This is a genomic window from Streptomyces sp. NPDC008121, from assembly GCF_042957155.1.
Lineage (GTDB): Bacteria > Actinomycetota > Actinomycetes > Streptomycetales > Streptomycetaceae > Streptomyces.
The window spans coordinates 604070-624795 of record NZ_JBIBHT010000002.1 but is presented as its reverse complement, the minus strand read 5'-3'; the positions used below and the strand labels follow the sequence as shown (position 1 = coordinate 624795).

18 protein-coding genes and 1 riboswitch are annotated in these 20726 nt (G+C 71.9%); of the genes, 3 read left to right on the top strand and 15 right to left on the bottom strand.

What is annotated here, in order from left to right; translation table 11 throughout:
- Nucleotides 1–25: 25 nt before the first annotated feature.
- From ACFZBD_RS08305 to dhaK, 9 genes are all read right to left on the bottom strand, one after another.
- Entirely contained in the window at nt 26–565 is a 540-nt protein-coding gene (locus ACFZBD_RS08305; protein WP_391137515.1) for a helix-turn-helix transcriptional regulator, read from the bottom strand.
- Between the two features lie 30 nt (nt 566–595).
- The gene (locus ACFZBD_RS08300; RefSeq protein ID WP_391137512.1) at nt 596–2620 is read right to left on the bottom strand and encodes an FAD-dependent oxidoreductase; all 2025 of its coding nucleotides are present in this window, start codon (nt 2618–2620) and stop codon (nt 596–598) included.
- 184 nt (nt 2621–2804) lie between these two features.
- Nucleotides 2805–3650 (bottom strand): ATP-binding cassette domain-containing protein, encoded by an 846-nt coding sequence (locus tag ACFZBD_RS08295; RefSeq protein ID WP_391137509.1) that lies wholly within the window; start codon nt 3648–3650, stop codon nt 2805–2807.
- Nucleotides 3647–4396: a cobalt ECF transporter T component CbiQ gene (gene cbiQ / locus ACFZBD_RS08290; protein ID WP_391137506.1), complete on the bottom strand. Its 750-nt coding sequence runs from the start codon at nt 4394–4396 to the stop codon at nt 3647–3649. Before cbiQ ends, ACFZBD_RS08295 begins: the two co-directional genes overlap by 4 nt.
- Before the next feature lie 6 nt (nt 4397–4402).
- On the bottom strand, nt 4403–4753 hold the full coding sequence (locus tag ACFZBD_RS08285; protein WP_391137503.1) for an energy-coupling factor ABC transporter substrate-binding protein: 351 nt from the start codon (nt 4751–4753) through the stop codon (nt 4403–4405).
- A complete protein-coding gene (locus ACFZBD_RS08280; protein ID WP_391137500.1) occupies nt 4753–5451 on the bottom strand; it encodes an energy-coupling factor ABC transporter permease in 699 nt (232 codons plus the stop codon). The genes ACFZBD_RS08285 and ACFZBD_RS08280 overlap by 1 nt, the downstream gene beginning before the upstream one ends.
- Nucleotides 5452–5479: 28 nt before the next feature.
- Nucleotides 5480–5689, bottom strand: a riboswitch (cobalamin riboswitch).
- Between the two features lie 72 nt (nt 5690–5761).
- Nucleotides 5762–6169 carry a PTS-dependent dihydroxyacetone kinase phosphotransferase subunit DhaM gene (locus tag ACFZBD_RS08275; RefSeq protein ID WP_391137497.1) on the bottom strand — a complete coding sequence of 136 codons (408 nt, stop codon included), beginning with the start codon at nt 6167–6169 and terminating at the stop codon, nt 5762–5764.
- A 40-nt stretch (nt 6170–6209) separates the two neighbouring features.
- Nucleotides 6210–6851, bottom strand: coding sequence for a dihydroxyacetone kinase subunit DhaL (gene dhaL / locus ACFZBD_RS08270; RefSeq protein ID WP_391138533.1), 642 nt, complete (start codon nt 6849–6851; stop codon nt 6210–6212).
- Nucleotides 6852–7009: 158 nt separating this feature from the next.
- Complete coding sequence (gene dhaK / locus ACFZBD_RS08265) at nt 7010–8002, bottom strand: dihydroxyacetone kinase subunit DhaK (protein ID WP_391137494.1); 993 nt, start codon at nt 8000–8002, stop codon at nt 7010–7012.
- 245 nt (nt 8003–8247) lie between these two features.
- Between dhaK and ACFZBD_RS08260 the strand changes: the two genes are divergently transcribed.
- Nucleotides 8248–8910: a transposase gene (locus tag ACFZBD_RS08260; RefSeq protein WP_391137491.1), complete on the top strand. Its 663-nt coding sequence runs from the start codon at nt 8248–8250 to the stop codon at nt 8908–8910.
- 21 nt (nt 8911–8931) lie between these two features.
- Here the strand turns inward: ACFZBD_RS08260 and ACFZBD_RS08255 are convergent, their stop codons facing one another.
- From ACFZBD_RS08255 to ACFZBD_RS08245, 3 genes are all read right to left on the bottom strand, one after another.
- Nucleotides 8932–9381, bottom strand: coding sequence for a nuclear transport factor 2 family protein (locus ACFZBD_RS08255; protein WP_391137487.1), 450 nt, complete (start codon nt 9379–9381; stop codon nt 8932–8934).
- 292 nt (nt 9382–9673) lie between these two features.
- Nucleotides 9674–10852, bottom strand: coding sequence for a cytochrome P450 (locus tag ACFZBD_RS08250; RefSeq protein ID WP_391137484.1), 1179 nt, complete (start codon nt 10850–10852; stop codon nt 9674–9676).
- Between the two features lie 578 nt (nt 10853–11430).
- The gene (locus ACFZBD_RS08245; protein WP_391137481.1) at nt 11431–14820 is read right to left on the bottom strand and encodes an ALF repeat-containing protein; all 3390 of its coding nucleotides are present in this window, start codon (nt 14818–14820) and stop codon (nt 11431–11433) included.
- 612 nt (nt 14821–15432) lie between these two features.
- Here ACFZBD_RS08245 and ACFZBD_RS08240 point away from each other — a divergent pair.
- Together ACFZBD_RS08240 and ACFZBD_RS08235 are read left to right on the top strand one after the other, a co-directional pair.
- Nucleotides 15433–15969, top strand: coding sequence for a hypothetical protein (locus tag ACFZBD_RS08240; RefSeq protein ID WP_391137477.1), 537 nt, complete (start codon nt 15433–15435; stop codon nt 15967–15969).
- A gap of 115 nt (nt 15970–16084) precedes the next feature.
- Nucleotides 16085–17914: a trypsin-like serine protease gene (locus ACFZBD_RS08235; RefSeq protein ID WP_391137474.1), complete on the top strand. Its 1830-nt coding sequence runs from the start codon at nt 16085–16087 to the stop codon at nt 17912–17914.
- Nucleotides 17915–17957: 43 nt separating this feature from the next.
- On the opposite strand, the gene ACFZBD_RS08230 is transcribed toward ACFZBD_RS08235, so the two are convergent.
- The 3 genes from ACFZBD_RS08230 to ACFZBD_RS08220 form a co-directional block, all read right to left on the bottom strand.
- Nucleotides 17958–19310, bottom strand: coding sequence for a DUF6545 domain-containing protein (locus ACFZBD_RS08230; RefSeq protein WP_391137471.1), 1353 nt, complete (start codon nt 19308–19310; stop codon nt 17958–17960).
- Between the two features lie 2 nt (nt 19311–19312).
- The gene (locus tag ACFZBD_RS08225) at nt 19313–19828 is read right to left on the bottom strand and encodes a toxin-antitoxin system, toxin component (RefSeq protein WP_391137469.1); all 516 of its coding nucleotides are present in this window, start codon (nt 19826–19828) and stop codon (nt 19313–19315) included.
- A 133-nt stretch (nt 19829–19961) separates the two neighbouring features.
- Nucleotides 19962–20687, bottom strand: a complete 726-nt coding sequence (locus ACFZBD_RS08220) for a hypothetical protein (protein ID WP_391137467.1) — start codon at nt 20685–20687, stop codon at nt 19962–19964.
- Between the last annotated feature and the right edge of the window lie 39 nt (nt 20688–20726).

Here is a 20726-nt window from a genome sequence, read left to right as displayed (position 1 = left end):
CCGTTCCCCGCGCGGCCCCGAGGTCTCAGGCCTGCCCCTCCAGCTCCTTCAGGGCGTGGGTCAGCCACTCCACCCAGAACCGCTCCAGGTCGATCCCGCCGCGCAGCACGAGATGCCGCAGGCGGTCGGGCTCGCCCTCCCGGCGCTCCGGCGGGAAGTCCCGTACCTCGATCTCCAGGTATTCGTCCAACTGCCGCCGGTGCAGGTCGAGATGGCGCCGCAGCTCGGCGGTCATCCCGGGCGCCCCCACCACCGCGGCGGCCCGCATCCGCAGCAGCAGGGCGGAACGCAGCGGTTTGGGGTCCTCGGTCCTGGCCACCCACTCGGTCAGCTCGGCGCTGCCCGCGGGCAGGACTTCGTACTCCTTCTTCTGCCCGCGGGCCGGGGTCCGGGCGGGCAGGGCACGGATGTGCCCCGCCTGCTCCAGCTTGCCCAGCTCGCGGTAGATCTGCTGGTGCGTGGCCGACCAGAAGTAGCCGATCGACCGGTCGAAGCGGCGCGTCAGTTCGAGGCCGGAGGACGGCTTCTCGAGCAGCGCCGTCAGGATCGCGTGCGGGAGGGACATGCGCGCAATCCTAGATTCGGGCCGTGCGGCTCACAGAGCCGCCGCCAGGCGGGTGCCCTGGTCGATGGCGCGCTTGGCGTCCAGCTCGGCGGCGACGTCGGCGCCGCCGATCAGGTGCGCGGTACGGCCCGCGGCGATCAGCTCCTCGTACAGGCCCCGGCGCGGTTCCTGGCCGGTGCACAGGACGACGGTGTCGACGGGGACGGTCCGCGGCTCGCCGTCGACGGTGAGGTGCAGGCCCTCGTCGTCGATCCGCTCGTAGGTGGCGCCCGCGACCATGCTCACACCGCGGTGCTTCATCTCGGCGCGGTGGATCCAGCCGGTCGTCTTGCCCAGGCCGGCGCCGACCTTGGTGGCCTTGCGCTGGAGGAGGTGGACCTGGCGCGGCGGCCGGGGACGCTCGGGGACGCGCAGTCCGCCGCGTCCTTCGTAGGACGTGTCGACGCCCCACTGGCGGAAGTACGTCTCGGGGTCCTGGCTCGCGCCCTCACCGCCGTCGGTGAGGAACTCGGCGACGTCGAAGCCGATGCCGCCCGCGCCGATGATCGCGACCCGGTCGCCGACGGGCGCGCCGTCGCGCAGGACGTCGAGGTAGCTGACGACGCTGGGGTGGTCGATGCCCGGGATCTCGGGGGTGCGGGGGGTGACGCCGGTGGCGACGACCACCTCGTCGTAGTCGGCGAGGAGTTCGGTGGTGGCCGTGGTGTTCAGCCGGACCTCGACGCCCCGGGCGTCCAGCTGGACGCGGAAGTAGCGGAGGGTCTCGTTGAACTCCTCCTTGCCCGGCACCCGCTTGGCGACGTTGAGCTGGCCGCCGATCTCGTCCGCGGTGTCGAACAGCGTGACCGTGTGGCCGCGCTCGGCGGCCGAGACCGCGCACGAGAGCCCGGCGGGGCCGGCGCCGACGACGGCGATCCGCTTGGCGCGGCGGGTGGGGGAGAGGACCAGTTCGGTCTCGTGGCAGGCGCGCGGGTTCACCAGGCAGGAGGTGATCTTCAGGCTGAAGGTGTGGTCGAGACAGGCCTGGTTGCAGCCGATGCAGGTGTTGATGGTGTCGGCGCGGTCGGCGGCGGCCTTGGCCACGAAGTCGGGGTCGGCGAGGAACGGCCGGGCCATGGAGACGATGTCCGCGCGGCCCTCGGCGAGGATCCGCTCGGCGACCTCGGGGGTGTTGATGCGGTTGCTGGTGACCAGCGGGACGCTCACCGCGCCCATCAGCTTCTCGGTGACCCAGGTGTAGGCGCCGCGGGGCACGGAGGTGGCGATGGTCGGGATCCGGGCCTCGTGCCAGCCGATGCCGGTGTTGATGATGGTGGCGCCGGCCGCCTCGATCTCCTTGGCGAGCGCGACGACCTCCTCCAGCGTGGATCCCCCCGGGACCAGGTCGAGCATCGAGAGCCGGTAGACGAGGATGAACTCCTCGCCGACGCGCTCGCGGATCCGGCGGACGATCTCCAGCGGGAAGCGGACCCGGTTCTCGTACGCGCCACCCCACCGGTCGGTGCGCCGGTTGGTGGCGGCCGCGATGAACTCGTTGATCAGATAGCCCTCGGAGCCCATGACCTCGACGCCGTCGTATCCGGCGGCCTTGGCCAGTTCGGCGCAGCGGGCGTAGTCCTCGATCGTCTGCTCGACCTCGGCGTCGGTCAGCTCGTTCGGTACGAAGGGGCTGATCGGGGCCTGGATCGCGCTGGGCGCGACGAGCGCGGGGTGGTAGGCGTACCGCCCGAAGTGCAGGATCTGCATCGCGATCCGGCCGCCCGCCTCGTGCACGGCGTCGGTGATGAGACGGTGCTCGGTGACCTCTTCCTCGGTGCTGAGCTTGGCGCCGCCGTCCCAGGGGCGGCCGGCCTCGTTCGGGGCGATGCCGCCGGTCACGATGAGGCCGACGCCGCCGCGCGCCCGCTCGGCGTAGAACGCGGCCATCCGCGCGAAGCCGTTCTCGGTCTCTTCGAGGCCGACGTGCATGGAGCCCATGAGCACCCGGTTGGGCAGGGTGGTGAACCCGAGGTCCAGGGGGCTCAGCAGGTGCGGGTACGGGGTGGTCGGGGCCATCGGGGCGCCTCCTCGCGCAGGAACGTCACGCCCTGTTGTAGACGACCCGAGGCGACTTGTGCAACAAGTTGCATAAGGGTGAGGGCGTGATCTGCGCTACGTCGGCGGGGCGAGGGCCGCGGATGGGCTTTCCGGGGCCGCGTCCCCCAGCCCCCTCCCCGCCCGGCCCCCGACCTGTCGGTCCCTACCGGCGGCCCACTTCCGCCCACGCGTCCAGCTCCTCCGCCGTGCGGGGACCGTCCGCATCCGGCGCCAGCAGACCGTGGGCCCGCAGCAGCCGGGAGACCGCCATGCCCCAGGGCCGGCGCAGCCGCGCCGCCGTGAGCAGTGCGTCGTCGGCGAGGAGCTCCGTGATCGGCCCGGTCCGCAGGCCCTGCGGGGAGAGCACCGCCGCCTCGTCCGCCCAGCGCAGCGCCAGGTCGACGTCGTGGGTCGCCATGACCACCGTCGTCCCCGCGTCCCGCAGCCGCCCCAGCACCTCCAGGAGCCGCTCCTGCCCGTGCGGGTCGAGGCCGGCCGTCGGCTCGTCCATGATCAGGACACGCGGCCGCATCGCCACCGCCCCCGCGATCGCCGCCCGCTTGCGCTGCCCGTACGACAGCAGATGCGTCGGCCGGTCCTCCAGGGCCACGATGTCCAGCGCCTCCAGCGCCTCCCGCACCCGGAGCCGTACCTCCTCCTCGGGCAGCCCCAGGTTCATCGGCCCGAACGACACGTCCTGGCCCACCGAGGCCGCGAACAGCTGGTCGTCCGGATCCTGCACGACCAGCTGGACCGTCGTCCGCAGCCGGGTCAGCCCCTTGCGGTCGTACGACACCTCCTCGCCGTCCAGCAGGAGCGCGCCGCTCCCGCACCGCAGCCCGCCGCTCAGCAGCCGCAGCAGCGTCGTCTTGCCGCTGCCGTTCCTGCCCAGCAGGGCCAGCGCCCGCCCCTCGGGCACGGCGAAGTCGATCCCGTCGAGGACCGCGGGCCCGTCCTCGTAGGCGAAGCCCGCCCTGACCAGTTCCACCACGGGGGAACGAAGACTCACGGGAGGGACCTTTCCAGTACGAGAATGAGCGCGACGAGACCGCCGAGCAGGCCGGCCGTCGCCGCCAGGAACCGGCGCGAGACGACGGCGCCGGGCACCAGGACCCGCAGGGTCCCGTCGTAGCCGCGCCCCGCGAGGCCGGACTGCAGCCGCTGCGCCCGGTCGAAGGCGCGGACGAAGGCGGTCGCCCCGAGCCCGGCGAGCGAGCGCCAGGTCGCCGCCCGGGTCGTCAGACCCAGCCGGGCCGCCTGAGCCTGGCGGATCTTCGCCATGGAGTCGAGGAGCAGAAAGCTGATCCGGTACATCACGAGGGCGACGTCCACGACGGGCGCCGGGACCCCCGCCCGTACCAGCCGCGGCAGCACGTCCGAGACGGGCGTGGTGAAGGCGAACAGCAGCACCCCGAGGGACGCGGCCGAGGTCCGCAGCAGCAGTTCGCCGGCGTGGACCGGCCCGTCGGGCGCCAGGGCGACGAGGCCGCGCGCCCCGCCCACCTCGAAGAGCAGCGGGACCGCGCCCGTCACACAGAAGCCCAGCGGAATCCGGAACGCCCGCCACAGCTGACGGCCCGGTACCCCGGCCGGACCGAGGAGCACGGCCAGGGTGGCCGCCACGACCAGGACCGCCCCCGGCCACGGCGGCAGGCAGACCGCGCACAGCGTCAGACCGAAGCCCAGAGCCGCCTTCTCGCACGGATGACGGCGGCGCCAGCGACTGCTGTGCGCCGCCGCGTCGATCGGCAGCATCGGCGACTACTCGTCGCCGGTCGCTGCCGCCGTCGACGGGGCTCCGGGAGCCCCGGCGCGGGCCTCACCCTGCTTGCGGCCCTTGCGCAGACCGAAGTAGTAGGCGAGGACACCGGCGCCGAGGGCCGCCTGCAGCGCGAACAGCGCCGACTCGACCTCGCCTGACGGCGGCTCGTAGAGCGGGCTGAACCACGGCTCGTAGTCGGGCGCGATCTCCGTGATCGCCACCTCCGCCTCGGCGTCGGCGCCGGCGAACGGCTCCTCCTTGTGGTCGCCGAGACCCAGCACCAGCGGGAACACGGCCAGTGCCGCGACGACGAGCAGCAGCAACGTGTTGATCTTCGCGTTACGGCTCATCAGACGTTCGCCTCCGCCTTCTCGGTCTTCCGGGCGCCCGGGAGGAGAATCCCGAGACGGGTCAGATCGCCCTTGCTGGACTGCGTCAGCAGCCGCATCACGAGCACCGTCAGCAGGCCCTCGCTGACCGCGAGCGGCAGCTGCGTGACGGCGAAGATGGAGCCGAACTTGGCGAGCGCGCCCATGACACCGCTGCCCGGGTCGGGGAAGGCTAGCGCGAGCTGCACGCTGGTGACGCAGTACGTGGAGAGGTCGGCGACGAAGGCGCCGAAGAAGACGCTCACCATCAGCGGGAGGTCGAACCGCCGCAGCAGGCGGTAGATCCCGTATCCGGCCCAGGGCCCGACGATCGCCATCGAGAAGGCGTTGGCGCCGAGCGTGGTGAGCCCGCCGTGGGCGAGGAGCAGCGCCTGGAACAGCAGGGTGATCGTGCCGAGCACCGCCATCACCGGCGGCCGGAACAGGATCGCCCCCAGCCCCGTGCCGGTGGGGTGCGAGCAACTGCCCGTCACCGAAGGAATCTTGAGGGCGGACAGGACGAAGGTGAACGCGCCGGACGCGCCCAGCAGCAGGGTGGACTCGGGGTTGGCCTTGACCTCGCGGGTCAGGGCACGGACGCCGTGGACGACGAAGGGAGCGGACGCGACGCCCCAGGCGACGGCGTGCACGGGCGGTAGATAGCCCTCGGCTATATGCATGATCGGGAGACCCTCTCCAGCACCTCGTGGATGGACAACGCACCTTGGCCGGTCTCCTGGCTGACGGGTCATGCCGTCGCGGCTCCGCCTTCCCACACCGCGACGGTCTCCCGAGGCGGTGCAGTGGCTCCCTCGAAGGGTTCTCCCCGAGGGGTGGAGCCGGACTTCCCGATCACAGTGGCGAGGGCCGCACCGGTTCCACACCGGTTTCCCGTACACCAAGGCGGTGTGACATTAGTGGGTTGACCAGGCGCATCACAACACGGAGGCTTCCGCGGACGGTGTGTGACGGGTCTCTCGCGCCCCCCGCTCACTCCTTTCGGTACGTGTACGCCTCCGCTGCCGCCGCCTCCACGGCGTCCAGGTCGCCGCCCGCGCTCGCCGTGACGAGGGCGGCGATCGCCCCCTCCACGAAGGGGGCGTCCACAAGCCGGGACCCCTCGGGCAGCTCGTCGCCCTCGGCGAGGAGCGCCTTGACCGTCAGCACGGCGCTGCCCAGGTCGACGAGGAGGGCGACACCGGCCCCCCGGTCGGCTTCCCGCGCCGCCTCGGCGATCAGCTCGGAGCTCGTACCGAGGCCGCCGCCGGGGTCACCGCCCGCGGCGACGATCGGCGCGGAGGGGCCGCCGCCCGCGAGTCCCCGGGCGAGTTCGGCGACGGCGGAGGCCACGGCGGCGCTGTGCGAGACGAGGACGATGCCGACCGGGCCGCCGGTCACGGGGCCACCTCCGTACGGGTGGTGCCGTTGCGACGGCGGGTCATGCGGCCACCTCCGCGAGGGCGGCGATCAGCAGGGCGGACGAGGTGGCGCCGGGGTCCTGATGCCCGATGGAGCGTTCGCCCAGGTAGCTGGCGCGGCCCTTGCGGGCCCGCAGCGGGACGGTCGCCAGCGCGCCCTGTTCGGCGGCCGCCGCGGCCGCCTCGAAGGACTCGCACAGCGCGTCGGCCGCCGGGACGAGCGCGTCCAGCATCGTCTTGTCGCCGACCTGCGCACCGCCCAGCTGGGCGACGGCGGCGACCCCGGCGGCCAGGGCCTCGGCGAAGGTCTCGCGGGTGACCGTCCCGGCGTCGCCGAGCGCCTTTCCGGTGCGGCGCAAAAGGGTTCCGTACAGCGGTCCGGAGGCCCCGCCGACGGTGGAGATCAGCCGGCGCCCGGCGGTGGTGAGCACCCCGCCCGGTGTCGGGGGAGGCTCCTTCTCCAGAACCTCCGTGACGGCGGCGAAGCCCCGCTTGAGGTTGGAGCCGTGGTCGGCGTCGCCGATGGCGGAGTCCAGTTCGGTGAGGCGGTCGGCCTCGCGGTCGACGGCGGCGGCGACGGCGGCCAGCCAGGCCCGGAAGAACGCGGCATCGAGCCCGTCGTCGGGACCGGGCGCCTCCGCTCCGGCCGGCCCACCGGGCACGTTCGCTCCGGCCTGCCCGCCGGGCGCGTTCGCTCCGGTCGGCCCACCGGGCACGTCTGCTCCGGCCGGCCCGCCGGGCGCGTTCGCTCCGGTCGGTCCCTCAGTCGCGGCCGGTCCGTCGGCTGCGGTCGGTTCGTTCACGTCGGGCACTCTCCTTCTCAGCGGCCCCAGCGCAGGGCGGGCGTCTGTACGGGTGCGTCCCACAGGCGTAGCAGTTCCTCGTCGGCCGCGCAGAGCGTCACCGAACAGCCGGCCATGTCGAGGGAGGTCACGTAGTTCCCGACGAGCGTGCGGGCGACCGGGATCCGCCGCTCGCCGAGGACCCGCTGGACCTCGGCGTTGAACCCGTACAGCTCCAGCAGCGGCGTCGCCCCCATGCCGTTGACCAGCGCGAGGACGGGGCCCGAGGGCCGCAGGTCGTCCAGGACGGCGTCGACGGCGAAGTCCGCGATCTCCCGCGAGGTCATCATCGCGCGCCGCTCGCGCCCCGGCTCGCCGTGGATGCCGATCCCCAACTCCAGCTCGCCCTCCGGCAGGGCGAAGGTGGGGCTGCCCTTGGCGGGCGTCGTACAGGCGCTCAGCGCCACGCCGAAGGAGCGCGACCGCTCGTTCACCCGCCGGGCGATCGCCTCGACCCGCTCCAGGGGCGCGCCCTCCTCGGCGGCGGCACCCGCGATCTTCTCCACGAACAGCGTGGCACCGGTGCCGCGCCGACCGGCGGTGTAGAGGCTGTCCGTCACGGCCACGTCGTCGTCGACGAGCACCTTGGCGACCTGGACGCCCTCGTCCTCGGCCAGCTCGGCGGCCATCTCGAAGTTGAGCACGTCGCCGGTGTAGTTCTTCACGACGAACAGCACACCCGCCCCGCTGTCGACCGCGGCGGCGGCCCGCACCATCTGGTCGGGCACCGGAGAGGTGAACACCTCCCCGGCACAAGCGGCCGCGAGCATCCCGGGCCCCACGAACCCGGCATGCAACGGCTCATGCCCCGACCCACCCCCGGACACCAACGCCACCTTGCCCTCGACGGGCGCGTCCCGCCGCAGGACGACACGGTTCTCCACGTCGACGGTCAGCTCGGGATGAGCGGCCGCCATTCCCCGCAGCGCGTCGGGGACCACGGTCTCCGGGACGTTGATCAGCATCCTCATGGATACCTCCTGGTGAGACTGGCAGGCATGTGTCTGAATTGGATTTTTGCAGGTCAGGCCAGTTGAGGCGGGTTATTGATCTCTGCGATTCATGGCGCCTGGCGGCGGTTTGGTGCGGTACTGATGCTGACCTGTTGCCGCCTTTCCTGGCTACCCGTCAGGGTGGGCTCGTACTGCGCGCTCTGCGCATGGGTGCATATGGCGCAATCATCGGTCCGGGGCGTGGGGTAGCGCACTGGTGGCCCATGTGTGGCGCCACGGCGACCTCCACGCTCCAGGTCGAGGCGGACGCGAAGGGCGGCCTGATCACCTGGGAGGTGAACGTCGACTCCACGGTCTGCCGGACCCCCCCCAGCACGCCGCCGGGGCGGCGAAAAGGGGATCTCCAGAAGGAGCCGCCCGGTGGCGTTGCCGTCGAGCCGGCCGACCACGGTCTCGGTCGGTCCCGCGGCGGGCTGACCAGCAGAATCCACCTGGCAGTCGAGCAGGGGCAGAAGCTGCTGGCGGTGGGGATCACGGCCGGTCAGCGGGGTATTTCCCCGCAGTTCGAATCGGTCCTGGAAGCGATCCGGGCCCCCCGGCTGGGCCTCGGGTGGCCGCGCAAGCGCCCGGACCGAGTGCGTGCCGATAAGGCGTACGACTCCCGTAGCAACCGGGCCTACCTGCGCAGACGCGGGATCAAGGCGACGATCCCAGTGCCCTCGGACCAGTTCCGAAACCGCCAGAAGCTCGGCTCCCGGGGCGGTTGGCCGCCGACGTTCGAAAAGACCGACTACAAGCAGCGGTATCCCGTCGAGTGCGGAATCAACCGTCGCAAGCGCCAACGTGCCGTGGCGAAAAGGTACGACAAACCTGCCGTCCGCTACGAGGCGACTGTATGGGTCGCAGTCCTCAACGAGCGGCTGTGACCAGCGGATTTGCAGTCGGTCTCAGTCTGTCGGCGCGGTCCCGGCACAGGCGTCGGCGATGGCCTGAGTGTCCCAATAGAACGGACGGCCCTCGGTGATCTGCCCGTCCTTGACCGTGATCGTTTGCAGGATTGGGAAGCTGAGTTCACGGCCGGTCGCACGAGCGCGAGCACGGATCTGAGTGAGCACGACCGCAGTCTCACCGGTGGCAAGAAACTCCTGCTCCACCATGTCGAACGTCTCCCACACCTGTCCCATCGTGAGGAAGAACTGCGTCATTCCTTTGTGCCCACGCCAAGTACCTCCGTATGGCAGAGCATCCGCCTGGTGCAGCTCGACATTCGACGCGAAGAAGGGGGCGAGCACGTCGAACGAAGCCTCGCCAGGGCCTCCGGCCGCCAGGTACTCGGCCTCAGCCGCATACATGCCGGTGAGGACTGTCACTGAGTCTGTAGTGGATGACATCGTCATGGCGCCAGCATGATCAGCAAAGGCGCATCCTGCTCGCGGAAATCAGACATCGTTGTGCGCCACGGTCAGCACTTTGGCAACACGCCCTAGCCGTCCGCCATCTCGTCGACTTCACCGATGCCGCAGTCACGAGGACGTGATCGCTGAGCAGGTGGCGGGCACCACGTCGCTGGCGGCCGGGGCGGTGTGGGGGCCGTACCTGGTCGAGCTAAGGGCAAGGCCGACCAGAGGGGGCAGCGGCCCTCAGAGCCCCTGGGCTCCGCCGCTCCTACGCATGGCCGGTCCGACCCCATCAAGAAGGTAGGACAGGCAACGATTCCAGCCCGCGTACCAATCGGGTCCGTCGCCATTGCAGTTGACTCGCCGGTACGGCAAGGCGGATTCCGGGGAAGCGAGTCAGCACCGCTCGCAGGGCGATCTCCACCTCGGCCTTGGCCAGGGGAGCACCCACACAGCGGTGAATGCCGTGGCCGAAAACGAGGTGAGCCGTCGCGTCCCGGCCCAGGTCGAGCCGGTCCGGCTCCGGGAACCGCTTCGGGTCTCGATTGGCCGCCCCGAGAACGACTTGTACCGGAACGCCGACCGGGATGTCGGTACCGCCGAGCGTGATGGCTTCCGTGGTGAACCGGAAGGTGGCCGTACTCACCGCGGAGTCGAAGCGGAGGAGTTCGTCCAGCGCGGCAGGGATCTCGTTCGGGTGTGTCCGAAGACGATTCAGCTCACCTGGGTGTTGGAACAGTGCCAGGAGGACGTTGCCCAAGGCGTTGGTGGTGGTCTCGTGTCCGGCCACGAGCAGCAGCACGGCCAGGGAGACCAGTTCCTCCTCGCTCAGGTGGTCGTCTCCGTCGCGAGCGGAGATGAGCCGGTCGAGAAGAGAGCTGCCTGGGTCCCGGCGCTTGGCGGCGATGAGCCCCGTCATGTAGTCAGCCATGGAGTGGGAGGCCGAGTCGATGACATCGGGCTCTCCAGCCGCGAAGAGCTGCGCGGACCAGCGCTGGACATCGGACCGGTCCGCCTGCGGAACTCCGAGCAGTTCGCAGATCACGATGACCGGCAGTGGTACCGCCAGGCCGGCCACGAAGTCGAACGGCTCTCCGATGGGCCACCGGTCCAGCAACTCGTCAGCGACCCGGGCGATGAACGGACGCAGCCCCGCCACGGCTCCTGTCGTGAACGCCTTGGTCACCAACGTGCGCAGCCGGGTGTGCTGGGGCGGGTCGCCGGCCAGCATGTTGTGGGCGACCGCAGGGTGCAGGCGGCGCCGTGACTGCTTGTCAGCGAAGAAGACGGCCGTGTCCTTGGAAAGTCGAGCGTCGCCGAGGGCTTCTCTGGCTTCCGTGTAGCCGGTGACCAGATAGCTGAGACGTCCACCGGAGCCGGACATGGGCTGGACCGGACATGTGGACCGCATGGCTGCGTAGGCCGGATAGGGGTCCTGGAGGAAGCGGGGATCCTGAGTCGGGTCGGTCATGCGCTCAGGCTCCAACGGGCTCGGGTCGGTCGTTTGTGGCGACATGCCCGCCACGGTCGGCGTAGGCGTGCGCCATCAGGATGAGCCATTCCGTGTCCGCACGCAGATTTTTTCGCGAGGCGGCCTCCGTCGGCGGTGGAGCGACTTCGTCGGCGAACCGGCCGGTCTTCAGGCCGACCGGCGCGAGTTCGTGCAGGCCGTCGCCGGGGGAGTCGTCGCCCCTGGGGCTACAAGCCGTTGACCCGGGCCATCCGCGCCGCGATCTGCCCCGCCAGGAGCCCGACCAGGACGCCTCGCCCCGCGGCGGGCGGCCCGCCTGGCCCCGGCGCGGATCCCGCCGTTTCCAGGGGACCGCCATCGAGCCGGCGGCCCGCGGGCAGCGCCGTCGAGCCGTCCGGGGCGGCTGCCGACCACGGCAGCGAGCACCCCGCCAGCACCGCCGGACCGCTCCGCGCGGCCATGCGGAAGCGCCTGGTCCGGGCACATGCCCGGACCAGGCGCCTTACGCGCGGCACGCCGCCGCGTCTATCGCGCTCCCGCGCCGGCCGTGTCACGCACGGCCCGCCGCGGCGTGCGCGTCAGTGCTTCTTCTTCTTTCCGCTGAGCCAGCTGACGATCGGCGACACCGCTTCCTGCGCCACCTGGGAGAGCTCGTGCGCCGCGTGGGCGCCCCTCTTGGAGAGGTGTGCCGCGCCGTGGATCCAGCGGGACTGGCCGAGCATCAGGACGCTGAGGCCCGCGATCGCGGCCTGCTTCTTGAACTCCTTGCTCCGCCAGCCGTATCCGACCCCGTAGAAGACCGCGCTGGTCGCGTCGAGGATGGCCGCGCCGACGCCGATCCCGAAGCCCGCGGCCAGGATGAGCGCACCGGCGGGAGGGAAGAAGAGGCCGACGCCGATCCCGACGACCCCCACACCCACTCCCGTCCACCCGGCGACCACGGCGGCCGAGTGGGTGTACTCCGCCCACCATTTCGCGCTGCCCGGCTCGATGTCGGTCTTGACGGTGTCGTAGTCGGCGACGTTGCACGGGTTGATGCCGGCCGCCTTGGCCGCCTGCGCTTCCTGGGCGGCCTCCCGGGCCCTGGCCGCGACCTCGGCGCGCCGCTTCTCGCCCTCGATCTGCCAGGCCTGGCTCGCCGCGGCGGCGGCCGTGTCCCGGTTCTGGTTGGCCTCGAACTCCGAGGCCCGGGCCCGGGCGGCCGAAGCCTGGGCGGAGTTGGCGGAGGCGATCGCGCTGCGCGCCGACGCCAGCGCACGGGTGGCGGCGAAGTTCGCCGACCGCGCCACGACACGGGCGTTGGAGGCCGCGTTCTTGGCCTGCTCGGCGGAGGCCTGGGCGTTCTTCGCCGACTGCTCGGCGTCGTTCGCCAGACCGTTCGCCTTGTCCGCCGCGGTGGCCGCCTGCGCAGCCGATGCCACGGCCTTGTCGGCCCACTGCCGGGCCTCGTTCGCCGCGTTGCGGGCGGTGGCCGCGGCCTCCTGCGCGCGGGCCGCGTCCTCCTGCGCCTTGTGCGCGATCTTCGCGGCCGCGGCGATCGCGCCCTGCATCGCGGCGATGTGGGTGGCGGAGTCGTGGTCGAGCTGCGCCGAGTCGTACTGCGCCGTGGCGATGAAGTTGCGACGCATCCACGACGGGCCCTCCATCGCCACCTGGGCGTGGGCCTGGGTGTAGCGGCCCCCGGTGTGGAGGAGGCTCGCGGTGGCGACCGCGTCGTCCTCGCGCAGCGCCTTCTCGAGGGTGACGGTGAGGAACTCGTACAGCGCCTGGGCGGTCCCCGCGTCCAGGGCCGCGTTGGCAGCCGCCGTGACCGCGCGGCCGGGGTTCTCGGCCAGCACCCGGTTGACCGCGACACGGTTGTCCATCGCGGCGGCCTGCACCGCGCCCGTGGCGAGGAACGTCGTGACGGCGTCCGGATTCGTGCTCTCCAGCGCCGCGGCCGCGGCGAGGGCGACGGCCGGCGGCGAGGTCCGCGCGATGTAGAGGGTGGTCTCTCGGTCGTCCTGGCGCTGCGCGATCTGCCGGTCGACCTCGATCCAGGCGTGGACCTCGGAGTCCGTGCCGGCCAGGGCGAACCGCGCGGCCTCCTGGGACCAGCTGCCCTTGGACTCCATCAGGGCGAGGGCAGCCTTGCGCCCGACGGCAGCGGCCTTCGCGGCGTCCCCCGCCCGCAGCGCGGCCTCGGCCTGGGCGATGAGGTCCTTCGTCGCCTGGTCGGTCTGTTCGGCCTGCGACCGCTTGCGCTCGGTCTCGGCCCGCTCCTGTGTCTCGATCCGCGCGAGCTGGCGCACCTCCTCGATCGCCCGCTGCGTGTCCTCGTCCAGGCGCTGCCACTCGGCCTCGCGGGCGGCCTTCTCCACGTCGACCGCCTTGACGACCGCCTCGGCGGCGGCGTTGGCGGCGGTCGTGGCCTCGTTGGCGAACTCGGTGGACTTGTTGGCGTACTCCACCGCCTGGCCGGCGTACCGCACCGCCCACTCGGCGGCGTCCGCGGCCTTCTCCGCGTGCGCGGCGGCGCTGTTGGCGGCGTCGCGGGCGGTACGGGCGGCGGCCGCCGACGCGTTGGCCAGCGCCTGCGCGGTCCCGGCGGCGTTGGTGGCGATCGCGGCGTTGCTGCCGGCGATCTGCGCCTGCCGCCGGGCCTCGGCGGCCTGCGCCTGCGCGACGCCCGAGGCCGCGGCGGCGTCCGCCGAGGCGTTGGCGGCCGCGGTCGCGTTGCGGGCGGCGGAGGCGGCAGCGGCGCCGGCGCCGGCCGAGGCCTGCGAGGCGAGGACGGCCTGGTCGGCGGCGGCAGCCGCGTCCCGTGCCCGGGCCGCGGCGTTGCGGGCGGCGATGGCGGCGTCCCTGGCCAGGCCGGAATGGCGCGCGTCCTTGGAGGCGGCGATGGCGGCGTGGTAGGCGCGGGCGGCGGCGGAACCGGCGTTGGCGGCGGCCTGACCGGCGGCGGCCGCGGCGTACGAGGCACGGCGGGACGCCTGGACGGCGGCGTGGGACGCGTTGATCGCGACGCGGGCCGCGTCGGCCGCGCCCCGGGCGGCGTCCCCGGCCTTGCGGGCTGCCTTGCCGGCCTTCACCACGTCGTCCTGGGCCAGTTGCGCCTCGGCGGCGGCCTTCTCGGCGGCCTCCTTGGCCTTGCCCGCCGCCTCGACGGCGCGGGCGGAGGCCTCCTCGGCCTCCTTGGTCTTCGCGTCGGCCTTCTTGCCCTCGCGGGTGACGACGGCGACGAGCTCCTCGATCGTCGCCCGCTCCTGGTCACGGGCGCGGGCGATGTGCTGGCCGGTGTCGAGGAACCACTCGACGTCGGACTCCGTGCCGGACAGGGCCCGGTCGGCGTACTTCTGCACCTCCGGACCGGCCTGCACCAGCATCTTCGAGACGTCGAAGCGCATGTCCTGCAGCCGGGCGCTGTACTGACCGGCGGTCAGGAACGCCTCGAGCGCCGCCTGGGAGCCGTCGTCGAGGGCCGCGCTGCCGGAGCGGTTGACGGCCTTGCCGCCCTGGCCCATCACCGTGGCGGTGGCCACGCGGAGGTCTTCCAGGAAGGCCGCCCGGAAACCGCCGTCGAGGTATGCGGAGATGGTGGCGTCGCCGCCGTTGATCGCCGCCGTCGCCGCTCGGCGGGTGCCCTTGCCGCCGACCGCGAGGCCGCTCAGGACGGCGGCGCGGTTGTCCTCGGCCGTCTCGATGGCGAGCCTGACGTCGAGGAAGTTCCGTACGTCGGCGTCGGAGCCGGCCAGGGCGACCGCGGCCGCCGCGCGCACGGCCGGGCCCCCGAGCATCCACTCCTTGACGACCTTCGCCCGCTCGGTGTCGGGCAGCAGGAACGGATCGCCGTCGCCGTCACCCGGCGTCGGCGTATCGGCCCAGGCGGCCACGGGATTGAGTACGAGGCTGGAAGTGGTGACCACGGCCGTGGTGGCCGCGATGGCGCCGATAATGCGCCGTCTACTCCAGTAGGTGGTGTCCAAAACGGTCCTTCGCTTTCGACGCCTGGCACACCCGCAAAACAATGCGGCCCGAGCCAGGACTGCAGGTGTGAATCGGGTTCCTATTCGTCGGGCCATGGCAGACATGGAGGACCCGAGGGGTGCGCGGCATGACCATACGTGGCCTGCACGACGATGACCAGACGCTAGTTGATGAGGAATCAACTTCCGTTTATCCAACGAACTTGAATCGGTCAGGAGGTGACTGAAACTGACCCAAGAAACCGGACGGAAGGGGAGCAAAGCGGTGCATTACGCCAGTTGAAACCCCAGGGGCTTGTGAGGCACCTCACGCCTGCGGAGGCCCGGGTGTGCCCCTGTGATGACGGGAAACCGCCCCCGTACGGCCCCTGTTCGCGCGACGTCACCGCGATGTCCGGTCGCCCGTCGGGCAGCGGAATTTCATTGATGAAACGTCATGCTCGTTTCTGTGGACTTGATTTATGTGCCGGTCGGTCGGTTAGGATCCGGCACGAAGTTGGGGGCTTCCCCAGTGAGATGCCTTTGCCGCATCTCCTGTTGGCTGACAAGAGCCTTCACATCCGTACGGCACATCTCTTCCGGGCAGGACCGGAACCGACGACTGGAACAGGCATGAAGGCACTCAGAACACTCGTCCGCACCGTGGCCGTCGCCACGGCGGCGGGCGCCCTGGCATGGCTGGCGACCGCGGGCGGAACGTCCGCCGGACCGACGGACGCGAACACGCGGGCCGCCGGCGCCGTCGCCATGAAGGCCGTCGCCGAGGAGGGCCCGGGCTTCGCCGTCGAGGACTTCGGCTATCCCGACGCCGACAAGATCCTCGCCGAGCGGAAGCTCACCCTCAAGCGCGGCGACGGCCACATCGTCCTCGCCGCCTGCGACAGCGCCCCGGGCCTGATGGAGGTCTGGACGCGGGCGAACGAGGAGCGGTTCTGCTTCAAGGTCACCGGCACCCGCGGCTACCTGGCCCTGGAGGTCCCGGCCGTCTTCTCGATCCGTGGCAGCGGCCAGCCCGCCGAGGTCGACATGACCGTCGGTGACGAGGAGAAGACCTTCACCATCAAGAAGAACACGTGGACCCCGGTCGGCGAGAGCGTCGACCCCGAGGGCCGCGAGCACGTGCTCATGGAGATCCGCACCGGCGCGTAGGCGCCGTGACGACCGGTCCTCCGGACCCGGCCCCTTCGCCGGGCCCACCGCCCACCCGCACAGGGACGCCCGACGTCCCCGCCCTCCGGCTCCCGCCCTGCTTCCAGGAAGTGACATGAAGCGTCAGCACACCGCAAGACCCTCCATACGCGCCGCCCTCGGCGTGGCTCTGCTCTCCGCTCCCCTCGCGCTCGCGGGCCTCACCGGCACCGCGCAGGCCGCCGCCGGCGCCCCCGCCGCGGCCGGGACGCTCACCCACACCGCCCAGCTCTCGGTCGGCGCGTGGCCCGAGAACCGCGCCTGCACCGCCACGCTCGTGGACGAGCTGTGGCTGGCCACCGCCGCCAGCTGTTTCGCCGAGCGGCCCGGCGAGGCGGTGCCCGCGGGCAAGCCCGCCCGCCCCACCACCGCCACCCTGAACGGCGGCACCGTACGCGAGATCGTCGATCTGGTCCCGCGTACGGACCGGGACCTGGTCCTGGCCCGTCTGGACCGCTCCGTGCGGGACATCGCGCCGGTCAAGCTCGCCGCGGCGGCACCCGTCGCCGGCGCCCAGGTGTCCGCCTCCGGCTTCGGCCGCACCAAGACCGAATGGGTCCCGGACAAGCTCCACACCGGCGCCTTCACCATCAAGAACGTCACCGCGGGCGACCTGGGCATCGACTCCGCCAACGGCACCGACGTCCTGTGCAAGGGCGACACCGGCGGCCCGGTGCTCGACGCCGCCGGCAAGCTGATCGGCGTCAACAGCCGCTCCTGGCAGGGCGGATGCCTCGGCATGCCGACCACGGAGACCCGCAAGGGAGCCGTCGCCGCACGCGCCGACGACCTCGCCTCCTGGATCGACACCGTCAAGAAGCGCCCCGTGACCCTCAAGGCCGGGGACATCCTCCGGTCCGGTGCGACCATCTCGTCGGACAACGCCAAGCTCGTCATGCAGACCAACGGCGACCTCGTCGTGTACCACCGCACCGGCGGCGAGAACCAGGGCAGCGCCCTGTGGGTCTCCGGCACCAGCGGCAACCCCGGCGCTTACGCCAAGATGCAGGCGGACGGCAACTTCGTCGTCTACAAGAAGGACGCCCAGGAGACCGACCCGACCAGTGCGCTGTGGTCGTCGCGGACGCACAACAACCCCGGCGCCCGCCTGGCCCTGCAGTCCGACGGAGACGTCACCATCGCCTCCTTCCTCACGACCGGCGGCGGCACCGGCGTCGGCAAGCTCCTGTGGGCCACGCACACCGCGTCCCAGGGGGACAGGCTGAACCCCGGCGCCAAGCTCCTGCCCGGCTCCTGGCTCACCAACGGCCAGACCGTGGTCGTGATGGACATCCAGGGCAACGTCCTCGTCCGCGAAGCCGCCTCAGGCCGTGAGCTGTGGGGCAAGTACTCCTGGAGCTGGAACTCCTACCTCCACATGCAGGACGACGGCAACCTCGTCCTCTACAAGGCCGACGGCGGCCAGGGCCGGGGCGGCAACCTCTGGGTCACCGAGACCTGGAACGGCGCCGGCGCGTACGCCGCCGTCGAGGGCAACGCCTTCGTCGTCCACGCCCAGGACGGCGGCATCCGCTGGTCCAACGCCACCCTGCGCGGCGCCCAGTCCGGCCGCTGCCTCGACTTCGACGGCGTCACCGGCGTGATGATCTGGGACTGCTGGGGCGGAGCCAACCAGCAGTGGGACGCCACCGCGGCCAAGGAACTGCGCGTCGCCGACAAGTGCCTGACCGCCCCTGCCGGTGCCAACGCCGGTACGGGCATCTCGGTCCAGGCGTGTGACGGCAGGCCCGAGCAGAAGTGGAACGTCAACGCCGACGCCACCATCACCCCCGTCCTCAACCCCGGCCAGTGCCTGAACGTCTGGGGTCAGGCCTCGGCCAACGGCTCCGGCCTGGGCCTGTGGCAGTGCAACGGCGGCGCCAACACCAAGTGGGCCCGCCCGTGACGGCTCGATGACGAAGGGGCGGCCCGGTCGCCGGGCCGCCCCCTCACGCCGGCCCCATGACCGGCGGTTCCACGGACTCCCTGCCATCGGGCCCCGCGGGGGAGCGCCCGAGGGAGTGCCCCTCCGGCCCCGGAGCGTCCACACTCCGGGGCGGAGACGGATCCGCCCACCGGCCCCGGGGCCGGCCCGCCGCGGGAGCCGGAGCGGCGGCCGGATCGCCGAGGGCCCGCGCGATGCCGACCAGCAGGTTGTCGTGGTCCGCCTCGGCGGACCGCAGAGCCCGTACCGCGGCGGCACCGTGCACCGGGTCGGCGCGCACGCCACGGGCACGCGCCTCGGCCGCGGCCGTGAACATGACGGCCAGCCCGATCGCCACGCTCTCGCTCTCCGACCTCCCGGCCCGCCGCGCCCGGCCGTGGGCCCGCACCCGCTCCTCCTCCGAGCAGTACCACCCGAGCTCCAGCATCCGGTCGTGGATGTCGGTCATCCGGTCCGTGAGGCGACGGCCGGGCCCGGCGTACCAAGGAGTGACCAGACGCATCCGGCCACCGTCACCGCCGTCGGCACGGACGGCCCGCCGCAGCGGACGCAGGGCGCGGAGTGCGCACAGCGGTGCGAACAGCCGCTCGACGAGCCAGGGTCCGACAAGGGGAATGAGGAAACCGGCGGCGACGAGGACCGTACCGAGGCCGGCGAAGGTGATGGCCGTCTGGTTGACCGCTCCCCAGTCGCGGCCGAACCAGACCCCCGCCACGGAGACGAGCTTCGCCACCCCGTAGGTCAGATGGGTCAGGAAACCGACCGTCAGGACGGTGAGTCCGATGCGCAGCGAACCTCCGGCCGGGGTCTTCCGCTCGGGGCAACGCCGTCGGATGTCGTACGCCCAGCTCCGGCAGGCGACCGCCGCCGCGCCCGTGGCGGCGGTGCAGGCGAGCAGGCAGAGCAGCACCATCTCGCGGATGAACGGAGTGTCGGCGTAGTAGGTCTCGAAGTCCCGCTGCCGTTCGACCGGCGCCTCGCCCAGGACGAAACAGACCACCAGCAGGACCGTCACCACGACATGGCCCCAGATCCACCGTCTGACCCGGCGTCGGGTGCGGGGCTGGACCCGCGCGTCCTCGCGCCAGTTCTCCATGAGCACCCGGCACGCGCACGCGTACCCCGAGAGCAGGCAGTACACCATCAGCGCCGAGAAGTTGTCGATGCCGGTGAAGCGGTTGACGAACGCGATGGTGGGCGGCGCCGAGAAGAAGAACGCCGCCGCCTGGAAGAAGATCACCGCGTTGACGCTGCGGACCACGGGATTGTGCCGACGCCGGACCAGTGAAGGGAACTTGGCGATCAGGACGAGTCCGAGTGCGGCGGCGGGGACGTAGAGGTTCACACCCTGCTGCATGCTCATCCTCGGAACGACGTCCAGATACGGCCGGCCACCCCGGCGGAGGGCGACGCGGTACGCCGGACCTCCAGGAAGGGCCTGCACCGGTCGGCCAGCATCCGGCCGAACTTCTCGGCGCGCCGCTCCTCTTCGTGGTCCGGCTCCGTGCGGGCGGCGACGACATGGGCGACGGCGTCGTCCAGGCTCCACCGCTCGCCCAGCATGCGGGCCGCCACCACCGCACCGGTCGCGCCGCCGTGGCCGCAGCGCCCCTCCTTGAGGTGCCACAACTCGTGTCCCAGGATCACGAGCTGGTGCAGGGGCGAGGTGTTCGCCTCGACGGCGACCAGGTCGTAGTCGCCCATGTCCAGCCAGAGGCCCGTCACCGTGTCCGGCGGGAACTCCTCCAGCATCAGGCTCACTTCACGCCCGCTGCTCTTCCTCGCGGAGGCGCACACGGCCTTCAGCAGTTCTGCCGGATCGTTCGGAACCGGTTGCGGCAGACCCCCGATCAGCTCGTCACGGTGCCGCTTCATGCGACGCGAGACCCCCACGAACCCCACGACCTGCCACCCGTCCCTCATCCCGGATGCACAGCCCCCCATGCATCGCCCGTTGTGCGTTACCGCTGGTGGGCCGTGGTCTCGGCCCGGCGCGTCCCGCCCGACGTCATTGTGCACCACCGGTCTCCAGAGCGGCGCGCGCCTCCCTGGCACGCTCCTCCCGCGAGCGCCGGGCGACCGACTCGATGAGGGCGATCAGCGGCTGAGCGGTGTCGTCCGGCACGTCGGCCAGAGCCCGGGCGGCGTACGCGACGACGCCGAGCGAGGGGTCCACCTCGTCGGCCGAACCCGCGTTCCGCAGCCGCCGCAGATCCTGGTCCTGGCGCTCCACGGTCCGCTCCAGCAGGTCCTTGTGGATCTGCTGCAGGACCCGGTCCAGGGCCTCGGCGGGCTCGGCGACCAGGAACTCGATCTTCTCCCCGAAGAATCCGGCGATCCCCGCGGCGTGATCGAGGTTCGGCGCCCGGCCCGTTTTGATCATCTTGTCGAGCCACTGCGCGCTGGTTCCCGCGCCCACCGCGATCTCCGCGAGTGTGTACGGCCGTCGGCTGCCGTCCGCCGCCGCCCGCAGCCGGGTCGCCCGCAGAAACAGGATCCGCTCGACCACGCGCCGATGGCGCGCCTCGACGACATCCCCGCCCTGGGCGGGCACGAGGGGCGGCTCGCCGCTCAGCAGCTCCCGCACCTCCTGTGCCGGGACACCGGAGGCGTACGAGAGCCCGCCCTCGCCCTCCACCCGCAGCACGTCCTCGCGGTCCAACCCCATGCGGTCCAGCAGCGAGTCGATACGACGCACCGTACCCACCAGGTCCCGAGCCGGTACATCACTCACGCGAACTCCATCGGTCATCGAACGGGGCCGTCCCAGGCT

Coding starts and splice junctions, on each gene's coding strand:
- ACFZBD_RS08250 (WP_391137484.1), bottom strand. CDS start 10,852: ATGACCGACCCGACTCAGGATCCCCGCTTCCTCCAGGACCCCTATCCG.
- cbiQ (WP_391137506.1), bottom strand. CDS start 4,396: ATGCTGCCGATCGACGCGGCGGCGCACAGCAGTCGCTGGCGCCGCCGT.
- ACFZBD_RS08235 (WP_391137474.1), top strand. CDS start 16,085: ATGAAGCGTCAGCACACCGCAAGACCCTCCATACGCGCCGCCCTCGGC.
- ACFZBD_RS08225 (WP_391137469.1), bottom strand. CDS start 19,828: ATGAAGCGGCACCGTGACGAGCTGATCGGGGGTCTGCCGCAACCGGTT.
- ACFZBD_RS08240 (WP_391137477.1), top strand. CDS start 15,433: ATGAAGGCACTCAGAACACTCGTCCGCACCGTGGCCGTCGCCACGGCG.
- ACFZBD_RS08280 (WP_391137500.1), bottom strand. CDS start 5,451: ATGCATATAGCCGAGGGCTATCTACCGCCCGTGCACGCCGTCGCCTGG.
- ACFZBD_RS08230 (WP_391137471.1), bottom strand. CDS start 19,310: ATGCAGCAGGGTGTGAACCTCTACGTCCCCGCCGCCGCACTCGGACTC.
- ACFZBD_RS08260 (WP_391137491.1), top strand. CDS start 8,248: ATGTGTGGCGCCACGGCGACCTCCACGCTCCAGGTCGAGGCGGACGCG.
- ACFZBD_RS08300 (WP_391137512.1), bottom strand. CDS start 2,620: ATGGCCCCGACCACCCCGTACCCGCACCTGCTGAGCCCCCTGGACCTC.
- ACFZBD_RS08285 (WP_391137503.1), bottom strand. CDS start 4,753: ATGAGCCGTAACGCGAAGATCAACACGTTGCTGCTGCTCGTCGTCGCG.
- dhaK (WP_391137494.1), bottom strand. CDS start 8,002: ATGAGGATGCTGATCAACGTCCCGGAGACCGTGGTCCCCGACGCGCTG.
- ACFZBD_RS08255 (WP_391137487.1), bottom strand. CDS start 9,381: ATGACGATGTCATCCACTACAGACTCAGTGACAGTCCTCACCGGCATG.
- ACFZBD_RS08305 (WP_391137515.1), bottom strand. CDS start 565: ATGTCCCTCCCGCACGCGATCCTGACGGCGCTGCTCGAGAAGCCGTCC.